Origin of the sequence: Singulisphaera photorubra (assembly GCF_045290345.1) — a bacterium.
Classification (GTDB): domain Bacteria; phylum Planctomycetota; class Planctomycetia; order Isosphaerales; family Isosphaeraceae; genus Singulisphaera.
This window is the reverse complement of record NZ_CP155447.1, coordinates 3,939,915-3,954,153: the sequence shown is the minus strand read 5'-3', so window position 1 is coordinate 3,954,153 and position 14,239 is coordinate 3,939,915. Positions and strand designations below refer to the sequence as shown.

Genomic DNA, 14,239 nt, shown 5'->3' with positions numbered 1-14,239 from the left:
TGGAGCCGCGGATTCGCGCGGGCTACCGACCTCGTGTAGAATACGGTAGGGTCCTCTTCTTTTTCTTCCTCAACCTCGTTTTTTTGCGCGGGTCGTCTCGGAGAATCGAATGGAGGTCGTCCTTCGGGTCACATCGGGTCCGCACGCCGGCCAGGAACAGTTCCTGAGCGACCGTGACTCTTGTGTGGTTGGCCGATCGTCGCAGGTTCGCTTCTCGATGCACGAGGATCGCCTCCTCTCGCGTGAGCACTTCCGGGTGGACCTCAGCCCGCTCCACTGCACCCTGGAAGACATGGGGAGCACGAATGGGACGAAGGTCAACGGCCGCCGGGTCGACTCGAGCGTCCTTCGAAACGGCGACGTGATCACGGCCGGAGATAGTGCCTTCGTCGTTCAGCTCGAACGAAAGACCGAAGAAGGCAAGAGCCTGATCCATTGCCTCGGGTGTGGGCAACCGGCTCCTGACGTCGGCCCCTACACGACCTTGACGGACGATATTCCGGGCGCCTGGCTCTGCGAACCCTGCTCGCAGCGCAGGAAACAGTTTCCGACCACGGATCCCGACTATCTGATCGAGCGGCGGCTCGGGTTCGGCGGCATGGGCGAGGTCTACCTCGCCCGCCAGCTCTCGGTCAACCGGCAGGTGGCCATCAAGATGATGATCCCGACCGGGGCCGCCAGCGCCAAAGCCAGAGACTACTTTCGGCGCGAGATGATCATCCTCAAAGATCTCTTAATGCCGAGCGGCCAGTGTCACCCCAACGTCGTGGCCTTCTACGACATTCTGGAGATCGACGGTCAATTCCAGCTCATCATGGAATACGTCGCGGGAAAGAACGCACTGCAATGGGCCGGGGGATTATCCACGCCGCTCTCGATCGGGACCACAGCGCGGATTGGCCGGCTGCTCCTCTCCGCCCTCGAGTACGCCCACTCCCGAGGCTACGTCCATCGCGATATCAAGCCCTCAAACTTGCTCGTCATGGGTCCACCGCAACGTCCCCAGGTCAAGCTGTCCGACTTCGGTCTGGCCAAGAACTTTCGCGAGAACAACGGTTTTATCGGCCTGACTCACCAAGGGGACATCGGCGGCTCCGTCGGCTTTCTCTCGCCCGACCACATTCGCGACTTCCGCGACATCAAGGAAGCGGCTGACATCTATAGCGCAGGGGCCACGCTCTACTACCTGTTGACGTTCCAATATCCGTACCTCAACTTCGATCCCAAACGGGCCGACGCCTACTGCATCATCCTCGAGAACCCCGCGGTTCCGCTCCGTGCCCTTCGCCCCGAGGCGCCTGAAGGACTCGAGCGTGTTTTGCGTAAGTCCCTTGAAAAGCAGCCACGGGACCGCTGGAAATCGGCCGCGGCCATGGCCGAAGCACTCCGACCTTATCTCGACAACAACGGCTGACGTCAGGCTGTTCCGCCGTTCCAACGGCAACCAATGACACTCCTCCAACCCGCGGCGAGCCGGCGGTTCCTCGCATCTGGGGGATTGGCCTCCGATGTTTTTTTGATTAAGATGATCGCTCTCTCACGGGAACCCAATCCGGTCCCTCCCCTCACCTAAATAAGTGTCCGAATTCCTGAGTGGCGGATCGCCGGTTTTTTGCTTTTTCACCCTGTTTGGTTTCGCAAGATCGAGTCAGGACAGGTTTCTCTGGTTGAGGATGAGTGTCACGCCGACTTGGGGCTCTGATATCGCCTTGACGACTTGTTCTTGGGCCTCTTTCTTTGTTTAAACTCGATTAAATCACTATGGCGAATTGTGGAAAGGGCTCGGGTGTGTTGGAGCGTCTTGGGACGGTAGCCATTATCGGTGTCGGCCTGATTGGCGGGTCGATCGGGCAGGCGATTCGTTCTCGGGGTCTGGCCGATCGGGTCATCGGGATTGGACGTGACCCGGCAAGACTGGCCGAGGCGGTTCAACTCGGTGCCATTGACGCGGGAACGACCGACCTGGGCCGGGGCGTGAACGGGGCCGCGATCGTCGTGGTTTGCACCCCCGTCACCCGGATCGCAGACGACGTCCGCGACGTGGCAGCGCTCGGCCCTCAAGGGGTCTTGATCACCGACGCCGGCAGCACGAAGCAACGAATCGTCGAGGCGGTCGAACTCGACCCTCGCGCACGGGCCTGCTTTGTCGGCGGGCACCCGATCGCCGGCTCGGAACGAAAAGGGGTCGCCCATGCGGTCCCCAACCTGTTCGAGGCCAAGCCCTGCATCTTGACCCCCACCGAGAAGACGCCTCCCGACCGGCTCCAACGGGCTCGCGACTTCTGGAGCAGCCTTGGCTGCCGGTTGATCGAATTATCGCCCCCCGAACACGACTCGGCGCTGGCCTTGACCAGCCATCTGCCTCATGCGGTCGCCGCCGCCCTGGCCGGAGCAATCCCTCGCGAAACCTTGACGATGGCCGCAGGCGCCTACCGCGACGGGACCCGTGTCGCCGGTTCCGACGCGTCGCTCTGGGCCGGTATCTTTCGAGAAAACAGGGCACCGATCCTGGAATCGCTCAAGACGTTTCGGGACTCACTGGCAGGCCTGGAATCCGCCCTCGAAGCCGACGACGAGCAGAGAATCATGACCTGGTGGGCGAACGCCAAGAACCGACGCGCCCATTTCGATTCCCTGAACGGCTCCGGAACGACGGACGGTTGACGACAGGTCCCGATCTGGCCACGATCAGATCGACGCAGAAACACGATGATTTGGAACTTTGGTTAATTTCACGAGCCCATCGACACCCCAACGAGGATAAGCGTCCCGCCCCCGCGACCAACCCGGTCATTGCCGATCCTTTGAACCTCGACGTCACTCGCCTCGCCACGCTGGCCGGTTCAATCGCTTCAACCCGACTGGATCACTGGCACACGACCCGACGCCCGGAACGAAAGCGATCTGTTCCGGCCCGGTAAGTTATCGAATTCCCAAGCCTAGTTTTGATAGGCGAGACGAGTTTCTCTCAACCCAGGCGTTATGGATCCTCAGGGACAAGAACGTTACCTATATGTTATGGCACTTGCAAATTGATCCGGCCGCTGGTAACGCGGACCGCGAAGGAGCTCGACTGGCGGCCGAGGCGGCCGAACTGGGGCTCCCCGGCCCCTGGCAGATCGCGGCGAGCCGAGGGTTTCTGCTCGAAGGGACGCTCAACGGTGAGGACGTCCAAAGCGCCGCCGAGACGCTCCTGGTCGATCCGATCGTCGAGACGTTCGCCGTTCGCCCCAGCGGCCAGGCCGTGGCGGGATCAGGGACCACCGTGCACGTCCTGCCCAAGCCCGGAGTGACCGACCCCGAGGCGGAGAGTGCGCTGGCCACGCTTCGTGCCCTCGGGTTCGCCGTCGAGAGCGTTCGGACGATCCGCACCTACCGGATCGAAGGGCCGGCCGACTCCCTCCCCCGGCTCATTCAGCGCGTCCTCTCCAATGACGCGGTCGAGCAGGCGATCGTCGGCCCCTTGTCGCTCGACCGGCTCGGGCAAGGCCACCCGTATCAGCTTCTGCGCGTGGAAGTGCCGATCCGGACGATGGACGACGACGCGCTCGTGAAGCTGAGCAAAGAGGGTCAGCTCTATCTGAGCCTCGAGGAAATGCAGTCGATCCGCGCCCACTTCGCTGAGCTCGGACGCGACCCGACCGACTGCGAGCTCGAGACCCTGGCGCAAACCTGGAGCGAGCACTGTTCGCACAAGACGCTCCGGGGACTCATCCGGTTCGAGGGCGAGGTGATCCAAAACCTCCTGAAGAAAACAATCTTTCAGGCGACGCAGATCCTCAACCCCGACTGGCTCGTCAGCGTCTTCGCGGACAACGCGGGGGTCGTCCGGTTCGATGACGCCTACGACGTCTGCTTCAAGGTTGAAACTCACAACCATCCCTCCGCGATCGATCCCTACGGGGGAGCCAACACCGGCCTGGGCGGCGTGATCCGCGACCCGATGGGGACCGGGCTCGGCGCCAAGCCGATCTGCAATACCGACGTCTTTTGCGTCGCTCCGCCCGACTATCCCCCGGATGCGCTTCCCGCGGGCGTGCTTCATCCCAAGCGCGTCCTCAAGGGGATCGTGGCCGGTGTGCGCGACTACGGCAACCGGATGGGCATCCCGACCGTCAACGGAGCGCTCGTCGTCGATCCCGACTACCTGGCCAATCCGCTTGTCTTCTGCGGCACGATCGGGCTCATCCCCCGTGGCCTTTCCGAGAAGCATGTGGAACCGGGCGACCGGATCGTCGCCATCGGCGGCCGAACCGGCCGAGACGGGATCCACGGCGCCACGTTCAGCTCGGCCGAATTGACCAGCGACAGCGAGAGCATCTCCGGAGGGGCGGTCCAGATCGGCAACGCCATCACCGAGAAGATGGTTCTCGACGTGATCATGCAGGCCCGGGATCGTGGTCTCTTTCGCTCGATCACCGACTGCGGCGCGGGTGGGTTTAGCTCGGCCGTCGGTGAGATGGGCGCAGAGCTCGGCGCCGTCGTCGACCTCGACCGGGCGCCACTCAAGTACGAAGGACTCTCGTATACCGAGATCTGGATCTCCGAGGCCCAGGAACGCATGGTCCTGGCCGTTCCCCCGGAGTCGTGGCAGGAGTTGGAAGCGTTGTGCGCCAGCGAGTCGGTCGAAGCGACCGACCTCGGTGAGTTCGTCGCCTCCGGCCGACTGACCTTGCGGTACCACGACGAGACGGTGGCCGACCTCTCGATGGATTTCCTCCATGAGGGGCGACCGGCCGTCGTCCGCGACGCGACGTACACCCCGCCGCCGGTCCTTGCCATCGAGCTGCCTGACCGTGCCGATTACACTCAAGATCTGGCCCGGATCATGGAGTCGTGGGACGTCTGTAGCAAGGAGTGGATCGTTCGCCAGTACGACCATGAAGTGCAAGCGCGGACGGTAGTCAAGCCGCTGGTCGGCGCGCAGGATGACGGCCCCGGCGATGCCTCGGTCGTGCTCCCGGTTCGCGGCTCCACCAAGGGTCTGGCCGTCTCTTGCGGAATTAACCCGCGGTACGGCCGGCTCGATCCGTACGCCATGGCCGGCTGTGTCATCGACGAGGCCATTCGCAACTGCGTGGCCGTGGGCGCAGACCCGGACCGGATCGCCTTGCTCGACAACTTCTGCTGGGGCAATACCGAGCGTCCCGAAACACTGGGATCGCTCGTTCGCGCCGCCCAGGGATGTCTCGACGTGGCCGTCGCCTACGGCACGCCCTTCGTTTCCGGTAAAGATAGCCTTTACAATGAATACACCCATGAAGGCAAGAGCCGAGCGATCCCCCCGACGCTCCTGATCAGCGCCATGGGGCAGGTCCCCGACGTCCGCAAGTGCGTCACGATGGACCTCAAAAAGGCGGGAAATCTCCTGTTCGTCCTCGGGCAGACCCGGCTTGAGCTGGGGGGATCGCACTGGGCGATGATTCAAGGAGTTGAGGGGGGTGAAGTCCCCCGCGTGGAACCAGCGACCGGCCGGCCTTTGTTCCAGCGGCTTCATGCCGCGATCAACCAGGGCTTGATCCGAAGCTGCCACGACCTCAGTGAAGGGGGCCTGGCCGTCGCGCTGGCGGAAATGGCCCTGGCGGGGGGACTGGGGGCGAAAGCTAATCTCCAGGGTGTGCCCCGTGATGAAGCCGCCGCGCACGATGCGGCCCTGCTGTTCTCGGAATCGCCGACGCGATTCCTGCTCGAGGTTCTGCCCGAGAACGCCCAAGCTTTGACCGAGCTCTTCGCTGGCTTGCCCTTGGGGCCGCTCGGCGAGGTTACCGGCGGAATTGATTCGTCTCCGGCCCGTTTGACCATTGTGGGACTTGGCGCGACTCCCGTGATCGATGCGTCTGTGTCCGTTCTGAAAGAAGCCTGGCAACATCCTCTTCGTTGGTAGAGGAAAGGCAAGCACACTTTGAACATGGAATTTTGCGAACAAACGAGGACTCAAAAAATGCTTCGGTTCGTCACTTTCGTCGACGGCTCGAATCTCGACGGCGTATTGAAACATTTAAACTTGCGAGTCGATGACTACGGTTCGTTCTATCGGCACGTGTTCGAGCAGAGCGTTCATTATTGGGGCCGAACCTTTGCCGAAGGGTCTCCCTGGCCCTCGGCTCAGCATTCGCGCATTTATTGGTATGTCGTCGGAAAGATGGATGAGTGGGACCTCAACGATCCGAAAGCGGAGTCACGGCTTCGAAGCCGCTTTGAGCTCAATCCGAGGCTGCGGGACAGTTACCTCGAAGACGTCAGCCGTCGCCAGCCCGACTTGCCGGGTGAGCGTCAGATTGAAGAAGCCTGGAACCTCTGCTTCAACGAGACCCGCGAGTGGTATGAGGGGAAGCGACGCGCTCTCGAGCGTAAGAAGCGGTTCTATCACGGCGTGCAGGCCGCGACCGACTTCGTGGAGATTCGCCAGGAAGGGCATTGGAAGGTCGACCTGCTCCACCACACCCTCAACGAAAAAGGGCTCGACACGAGCCTCGCGGTGGACATGGTGGCCCTCCAGGATACGTACGACATCGCCCTCTTGATCTCGGGCGACGCGGACGGGATCCCTGGAATCAATTACGTGAAGGGACGATCGAAGCACGTCGGCGTAGCCGAGTTCCGCCGCGGTGCCCCGGCCGACTTCCCCGCGAAGGGAGCCTCCTCCCGGCTCAAGATCGCCGCCGATTTTGTCGTCCAGGTTTACGAAGCCGATCTGATCCGGCGCAATCTTGCCTACCGGGCCGAGGTCGACTACCCGGCGACATCCTACTCCCCCAACGAGGGTAACTACTGACCGTTCCTCACCGCCCCCTCGGCCTAAATCAATATCAACGGCGAGGGGGCCGAGGGCGTCGTCTTCGACTCAGGATGCTTTCCCAATGGCAATTCCCCGCGTGATCGTCCTCCGAGCTCCCGGCACCAATTGCAACGAAGAGACCGCGTTCGCCTGGGAGCAGGCGGGCGCTGAGGTAGAAACCTGGCACATTGCTCGCTTGCTGGAAGAATCCGAGACCCTCAATCGGTTCCAGATTCTGACGATTCCCGGCGGGTTCTCGTATGGCGACGACCTGGGAGCGGGCCGGATCTTCGCGACCCGGCTCGGCACCGTCCTCGGTGACGCCCTGCGTCAGTTCCACGAGCGCGGCGGCCTTATCCTGGGTATCTGCAACGGCTTCCAGGTCCTCGTCCGCGCCGGACTTCTTCCTGGTGGCACTTTGCCAACCAAGGCCACGCTGACGCACAACGACTCAGGACGCTTCGAGTCGCGCTGGGTGCGGATGCAGCCGCAGCCCGGTCTCTCACCGTTCATCACCGACACGGCCCCGATCGAACTTCCCGTCGCCCACGGCGAAGGCAGGTTTCTCCTGGCCGATCCCAACGCCCTCGCCGCGTTGGAAACCGCCGGCCAAGTCGTGCTTCGCTACATCGATGCGTCCGGCGCAGTCACTCAGGAGTATCCGGCCAACCCCAACGGGACGCCGGGCGCCGTGGCTGGGCTCTGCGACCCAACCGGCCGCATCTTCGGATTGATGCCGCACCCCGAGCGGTTCATTGACCCGATCCACCACCCCCGATGGACCCGCCGCGACCCAGGCGCGGACTCCTCGTGCGATGGCCTCCGCATTTTCCAAAGCGCGATCGCTTCACTTCGCTAGGAAACTTCCTCCATCCGCGATTCCAATGAGCAATCGCCGTCGTTGATGACCGACTGCTGAATCTCACGTGTCCCGTCCTCGGATCACGGGTAATCACGAATTGGCCTGGAACGCACGGGGTCCGAATCCGGAATCCGTGCGTTCAAACTCCCCACGTTCCGGGAATCGGCCACCCGCGAACATCCTTACCGGTGGCGAGGAGTGAACCCTCCGAAACCGAGGGCGGCCCCGGAAACAGTAAGATCGGTCCATCCCTTCTTCTTCGCGCTGTCGAACAGACGGCTCATCAGAGCCGCGCACCGTTCCCCAGAGCCGCCTCACTCATTCAGTGCGCGCGAACGGTGCGATGAAGGTTCGCATTGAGTCGAGAACCTGATCACCGCCCGTGGCGAAGAAGTCGTTATGACCGGCTTCTTCCACCGTGAATCTCATGACCGGGGCTCGAGCGGCCGTGGCCAGGCGGTCGGCCATCGAGTGGGGGATCAGCGTGTCGCGCCGACCGTGACCGATCAGGATCGGGCAGGTCACCTTGGCGATCTTCGATTCGTTATCGAAGCGATGGCGCAACAGGAGCGACGCGGGGAGCAGCGGGATATTGCGACGGGCCATCTCGGCCATGCTGGTGAAGGTACAGAAGGAGATCACCCCTTGGACCTTGCCACGTGAGGCCAGATCAATGGCGACGGCTCCACCGAGCGACCAGCCGGCGGCGATGATTCTGGTAGGATCGACGTCTTTACGACTTTTCAAGTGAGCGAGCGCGGCATCGGCGGTGGCCTGGCAGCCGGACTCGGAAGCCTTGCCCCCGCTCATTCCATAACCGACGTAGTCGGGAGTGAGCACGTTGACGCCAAGTCGCCGGAAATGCTCGACTTGATCGATGGCGTCGCTCAGGCACATCGCATTGCCGTAAAAGTAGAGGAGGCTCGGGCAAGCGGGTGCGTTGGGGTGGGGTTTTCCCTCGGGTGTCAGCGCCGGGGCGAAGAGGGCGACGACCCGGTCGTCATGCGTTGTGGTCAACGTCACGATCTGTTCGTCGGGGCGGGCTTTGACGAGGGTGGAGGGATCGCCTTGGCGTTTGGCGCCCGGGAAGATCAGGTCGACCTGAAGCGCGAAGAGCATGACGCCCACACCGATGTAGATCGTGAAAGGGAGGCAGAAGAGACGGCGAATCCTCCGGATCAACCCCGGTGGGTGGACGGGCCGCTCCGGGCCGCGACTCGCGGAGGGACTTTCTTCCTCGGTCGTTTTCATGGAGACCGATTCTACCATCATGAGGAAGCTCCCGATATCACGAAACGAAAGCCACGGCGCGGAATGGCGCCATGGCTGGTCGGGATCGGGTCAGCGAAGCGCGTCTCTCGTCCGGTCGTTCCGTCCGAGCGAGAGACGCGGTGCGCTCAAAGTCCGCTGGCGAAGCCCTGGCCGGTCTCACGGTCGGACGCAACGCCTTCGACCGAGCTCTCTTTGCGAGGGGGGACGTGGGGCCCGCGGAGCACCGATTGGTTGCCCCGAGTATGCTGGGTGTGACCCCGGAGCGGACCACGTCGCAAGGGCGGCTCACCCACGATTCCAACGACGCCCGGCGCGGTGGTCTCCAACGGCACGTCGTATTCACCGTCGAGGTCATCATAACGCGAGACGTAGCCGGGCATCTTGGCACGTTCGAGTTCGTCGGCATAGGAGGCAAGAACGGCGCCTTGGATCTTCTCACGGCACATGGAGTTGATCGGGTGCGCGATATCGGCGTGCAGCTTGGCGCGGCCGTCGGCGTCGCGGATGGCTCGATTCTCATCCAATCGACTACCGCACTGGTTGCAGAACCGGCTCCGCAAGTGGTTCTTCGTTCCGCAGTGGTGGCAACGATCGGTCAACTTGCGGGAAGGCATGGCGACGAAGAAGCCCTTGGCACCCTCGATGATCTTGAGGTCACGAATGACGAACATATCATCAAAGGTGATGCTACAAAAGGCCTGCAACCGTTCGTTGCTGCCCGAGTTGTCTTCCATGAGCTTGATGCGGACTTCGGTGATCTCCACAGCCGGTACTCCTTTACGAGGCGTTCTCTGCTGCTCAAGGGCCGCAGGATACGACCCGGACTCGTCCTAGTCCGAGCGTTTCAAGGTGCTGGGCGGCGGCGTGTGCCGCGCCTTGGTTGCGGCCGAGCCCAAAGTAGGCTGAGCCGCTCCCGCTCATTAGGTGCCCGTCAAGTAACGGGCCAAGGCTCGCCAGGGCGTTACGGACCCGCGTCAATGCGGGAGCGAGCGTCTCGGCGACGGGTTGGAGCCGGTTGAATAGGCTCTGTCCCAGGGCAGCCGGTCGGTCCTCGACCAGCGATTCGACAACCGGCCCGATCGGCCTGGGCCGTTCGGGCAGTGTCAGATTTCGGTACACGTCGGCCGTGCTCAGACCGATCGGCGGACAGACCAAGACAAAGTGGAGCGGCCTCGTCAGAGTCAAGGCTTCCACTTGCTCACCTCGGCCTCGGCAAATGGCGGCCGGACACTTACGGAAGAACGCCACATCACTGCCAATCTCCCCGGCCAGATCATCCATCGAGCCGGGGGGTGTCCGCAAATCCCAGAGCCGGTCTAGGGCCGCCAGAGTGGCGGCCGCGTCACTCGAGCCACCCGCCAGCCCAGCTTGCGCCGGGATGGCCTTGCGAAGCTCGATCGACACCCCGTGAGGGCAGCCCGATCGCTCCCGAAGACGCTCGGCTGCCTTAACAACTAAGTTGTCGCGGCCAGTCGGAAGGGTCGGATCATCGCATCGGAGCGTGATCTTCCCCGAGGGGTCGTCGGTAAAGATCAAGGTGTCATACAGGTCCACAGCTACCATGATCGATTCAATCTCGTGGTAGCCGTCGGGCCTGCGGCCCAAGATTTCCAGAAACAGGTTCAACTTCGCCGGGGCGAGGACTTCCACGCCACCGTCGATGGGACGGACGATCATTGAACTTTTGTCCAGAGTTCGGCCGTCGTGGCAAGCCTGAGATCACGCGACCGATTTGGAAAGTTATCGCTCCGGAAACTCATTATCCTGTCCTGAGTTTCGTCAATCGGTGTTTCCACCGAAAAGGGCTTCAGAGCGTCTCCAACCGCATCCGTCACGAACTGCGGATCTTCTATCCCGTTCCAGAAATCATCGCAAGCCGAAAAATCCTTAAAGTCGAAAGATCCGGGCGACCGGCGACTCTCCCGCGCGATCGGAAACAGCCCCCCGCCAACCTCAATTCTTTCTTGGCTTTCCGGGACCGCGGGGAGGTCCCGACAGGCGGCTCCTCCGTCCCGCGATCAGGGCCTCGGCGACGTTGCGGAGTGACTGTGCCTCGCCCGGCATGCTTAGGGCCTCATAGCACTCGATCAGGCCGTCGATTGCATCGTAGAACGGGCGATTCGCATCCCGATGTTGTGGGAGACACCCATGGAAACCGGGAGGAAAGGCACGCTCGGCCAGCTCGAAGGCGTAGCCGAAGTGCCCCCGGGCCAGGGTCGCGTCATTGAAGTCCTCGAGCGCGATCCGCCCCAGCGCTACGTGAACCCACATATTGTCGCCGCACCCCTGCAAGGCATACCGCAGAGCATCGCGGGCCGCCTCGGGATCGCCGGCCTTGCGGCACTCGATCCCCTCCTCGTAGTCGAGCTCCATCTCAAGAACGCACTTGGGATGGTCCAGCTCGTAATCCTGGCCCTCACCCCCAAGTAGTCGTTTCAGGCGAAGCCCTCCACGTCGCTTCGGCCCCGGCCCCCCGCCGGCCGGTTTGTGACTCCCCTGGCCCGGTCCGCCAGGCCGCTTCGGCGGTCGACTCTCCCCTGCCCCTTGGTCCGACATCGTTGCCCCTTACCCTTCGTTCGCCCTGCACCCGCGTACTGTCAATCATTCTGCACGCCAATGCTTCCAGCATATCGTCCCCCACCACAGGCGCGGAGTCCTCGCCACGGCCCCAAGCGACCAAACCGAGCCGCTCGATGGCCCACTCCGCGGGCGTTTCAACACGCCGTACGTCTCGAAACCATTGACGATCCTCCCAGCAAAACAATACGCCCTCCAGAGTGCGAGAACGCGCTCTCCACGAGGCCCCGCAGAGCAAGCCTATCTTTATGGCATACCCGCGTAGCTTCGAGGCAACCGCCGGTTTGACCGCCGGGAGCCACGACCCAGGGTCAACAAACTTAACTCGTTTCCATTACATCGCTTACAAACCAATTTTTCGACCATATCGGTCTCTGGCATTCGATCTGCAAATAGCACTGGCGATGATCGAGTCAGGGTCGTGCCTAGCTCATCAATCAGCTCCGAAAAAGACGCCACGCTCATCCGCCTTCGAGGGGATGCGACGCGTAACGAGACCGGAGGCGTGAGCCGCTTTCGGGACGTTATTCCCGGCTCTCCGGGGATGGTGGGAGAATGAGCATTCCAACCAGCGCGGGGACTTCGACGATGACCAAGGGGCAGCGTGCATTCGTGGCGGGGGCACTCTCTGCCCTCGGACTATTGGGATTGCCGGTCTGGGCGAATGCGGAGGAAGCCGCCTCGGCCGCCGTGCCCGAGATAAATGGCGCGGACACGGCCTTCGTGATGGTCTGTGCCGCCTTGGTGATGCTGATGACCCCGGGGTTGGGTCTCTTCTATGCAGGGATGGTGAGGCGAAAGAACGTCCTCGCCACCTTCCAGCAAAGTTTCGTCCTCCTGGGCGTGGTGGCTTTGCAGTGGGTTCTCTTCGGTTACAGCCTCGCGTTCAGCCCCGACGTTTACCATGGCCTGATCGGCGGCCTCGATTATGTCGGGCTCAAGGATGTCGGCTTCGCCCCCAACCCCGCCTATGCCGCCACCATTCCTCACCAGCTCTTCATGGTCTTCCAGCTCATGTTCGCCGTGATCACACCCGCCCTGATCTCGGGTGCGTTCGCCGAGCGGATGAAATTCTCGGCCTACATCCTCTTCACGTTGCTCTGGGCCACGTTCGTGTACGACCCGGTTTGCCACTGGGTCTGGAGCCCCAACGGCTGGATCAAGGGCCTGGGGGCTCTCGACTTCGCCGGCGGCCTGGTCGTCCACATCATCTCGGGGATCGCGGCCCTCTGCTGCGTCCTGGTGATGGGCAAGCGAAAGGGGTTAGGCAGTGAAGATATGCACCCCCACAACCTGACCATGACCGCGCTCGGGACCGGTCTCCTCTGGTTCGGCTGGTTCGGGTTCAACGCCGGCAGTGCCCTGGCGGCCAACTCCTCGGCGGTCGCCGCCTTCGTGAACACGAATATCGCCGCCGCGGCGGCCACCGTGAGCTGGTCGTTGATCGAGTATCTCCATAAGGGCAAGGCAACCGTCTTGGGCACCTGCACCGGGGCCGTCGCCGGCCTGGTCGCGATCACCCCCGCCGCCGGCTTCGTCACCCCCCTGGGGGCCATGATCATCGGCCTGCTCGTCTGCGGCGTCTGCTACGGTGCGATCCTCATGAAGAGCAAGCTCGGGTATGACGACTCACTCGACGTCTTTGGGGTCCACGGCGTCGGGGGCATCTTCGGCGCCGTCGCGGTCGGCCTCCTGGCCAAGGCGGGCATCAGCGCGAATCCGGCGGGCCTCTTCTATGGAAATCCGAGCCTGCTGACCTCCCAGGTCCTCTCCGTGGCCGCCGCGGCGACCTACAGCTTCATCGTCACGTTCGGCATTCTGAAGCTGGTCGACGCCCTGGTCGGGCTTCGCGTCACCGAGGAAGAGGAAGAGGTCGGCCTGGACCTGACCCAGCACGGCGAACGCGGCTATATCATGGGTGCCGGCGAGTTCCTGGGCGGCCTGCCTGATCAGGTTCACCCGGCCGTCACTTTGAAGAAATCGGCCCCGGTTGAGTATTCGGTCACCGTCTGAACGTCAACGCTCTTGATGAATCCAGTTCAGTCCAGTCCCTCCGTCCGGGCCTCAAAAGGTCCGGACGGAGGGATTTTTCTTTGGGTCGGCTCTGCGACGCTCGCCTCGTCGATTGCACTCGTTCATTATGACAGCAGGAGCAAATTGGTCCCACCGGCGACTTTTGATGCCCCTTCCGGATCGAGATCGCCGCTTCCTACTATGGAAGCACCACCGACTTCGATAAATTCCATAGAATCACGGCCCAGCGACTTGGGACAGGGAGAACCTCGATGATCGATAGAGTCACGAGCAACCTACTCGGCCTCGTCGGTGCCGCGCTTGGGGCCATCATCGGCTACTCTGTCTTCAACTGGCTGGTGGACCAAAACCTCTATGGCCTGATGATTCCAGGGGCCATGCTGGGCCTTGGGTGCAGCCTGCTTGCCCAGCACCGATCGCCAGCGCGTGGTGTCGCTTGCGCCCTGGCGGCGCTGATTCTGGGCCTCTACACGGAGTGGCGATTTTCACCGTTCAAAGCCGATGACGGGTTCCAGTACCTCGTGGTCCATTTCTACGACCTGCGTTCGATCACCCAGCTCATGATTGGTTTTGGCGCCTTCTTTGCCTATTGGATGGGCAAAGATGCCAGACCCTTCTTCTCCCTCGGCCCGATCGCCCGCAAACCTCAGCACACCCCACCGAATTCCGGCGAATCGACCACCAAGGAGTGACGAGGCGGCAGCACAACACCTTTC

The 14,239-nt window shown here is 62.5% G+C and carries 11 protein-coding genes; 7 read left to right on the top strand and 4 right to left on the bottom strand.

The window, feature by feature from the left end:
• The first annotated feature begins 109 nt into the window (after positions 1-109).
• The 5 genes from V5E97_RS15175 to purQ all read left to right on the top strand — a co-directional run bounded on the left by V5E97_RS15175 (position 110) and on the right by purQ (position 7,637).
• Positions 110-1,414, top strand: coding sequence for a protein kinase domain-containing protein (locus tag V5E97_RS15175; RefSeq protein ID WP_406700151.1), 1,305 nt, complete (start codon positions 110-112; stop codon positions 1,412-1,414).
• A 374-nt stretch (positions 1,415-1,788) separates the two neighbouring features.
• Positions 1,789-2,664 (top strand): prephenate dehydrogenase, encoded by an 876-nt coding sequence (locus tag V5E97_RS15170; RefSeq protein WP_406700150.1) that lies wholly within the window; start codon positions 1,789-1,791, stop codon positions 2,662-2,664.
• A 349-nt stretch (positions 2,665-3,013) separates the two neighbouring features.
• Positions 3,014-5,884: a phosphoribosylformylglycinamidine synthase subunit PurL gene (gene purL, locus V5E97_RS15165; RefSeq protein ID WP_406700149.1), complete on the top strand. Its 2,871-nt coding sequence runs from the start codon at positions 3,014-3,016 to the stop codon at positions 5,882-5,884.
• A gap of 57 nt (positions 5,885-5,941) precedes the next feature.
• Entirely contained in the window at positions 5,942-6,775 is an 834-nt protein-coding gene (locus V5E97_RS15160) for an NYN domain-containing protein (RefSeq protein ID WP_074306296.1), read from the top strand.
• Between the two features lie 85 nt (positions 6,776-6,860).
• On the top strand, positions 6,861-7,637 hold the full coding sequence (purQ, locus tag V5E97_RS15155; RefSeq protein ID WP_406700148.1) for a phosphoribosylformylglycinamidine synthase I: 777 nt from the start codon (positions 6,861-6,863) through the stop codon (positions 7,635-7,637).
• 321 nt (positions 7,638-7,958) lie between these two features.
• Here purQ and V5E97_RS15150 read toward each other — a convergent pair whose 3' ends face one another.
• From V5E97_RS15150 to V5E97_RS15135, 4 genes are all read right to left on the bottom strand, one after another.
• Positions 7,959-8,912 (bottom strand): alpha/beta hydrolase, encoded by a 954-nt coding sequence (locus V5E97_RS15150; RefSeq protein WP_406700147.1) that lies wholly within the window; start codon positions 8,910-8,912, stop codon positions 7,959-7,961.
• Positions 8,913-9,037: 125 nt separating this feature from the next.
• Positions 9,038-9,676: a septation protein SpoVG family protein gene (locus V5E97_RS15145; protein WP_406700146.1), complete on the bottom strand. Its 639-nt coding sequence runs from the start codon at positions 9,674-9,676 to the stop codon at positions 9,038-9,040.
• 34 nt (positions 9,677-9,710) lie between these two features.
• A complete protein-coding gene (gene ispE, locus V5E97_RS15140; protein ID WP_406700145.1) occupies positions 9,711-10,589 on the bottom strand; it encodes a 4-(cytidine 5'-diphospho)-2-C-methyl-D-erythritol kinase in 879 nt (292 codons plus the stop codon).
• 276 nt (positions 10,590-10,865) lie between these two features.
• Positions 10,866-11,468, bottom strand: coding sequence for a tetratricopeptide repeat protein (locus V5E97_RS15135; RefSeq protein ID WP_406700144.1), 603 nt, complete (start codon positions 11,466-11,468; stop codon positions 10,866-10,868).
• Positions 11,469-12,044: 576 nt separating this feature from the next.
• On the opposite strand from V5E97_RS15135, the gene V5E97_RS15130 reads away from it, so the two are divergent.
• Positions 12,045-13,502: an ammonium transporter gene (locus tag V5E97_RS15130; protein ID WP_406700143.1), complete on the top strand. Its 1,458-nt coding sequence runs from the start codon at positions 12,045-12,047 to the stop codon at positions 13,500-13,502.
• Positions 13,503-13,774: 272 nt separating this feature from the next.
• A complete protein-coding gene (locus V5E97_RS15125) occupies positions 13,775-14,215 on the top strand; it encodes a hypothetical protein (protein ID WP_406700142.1) in 441 nt (146 codons plus the stop codon).
• Positions 14,216-14,239: the final 24 nt, after the last annotated feature.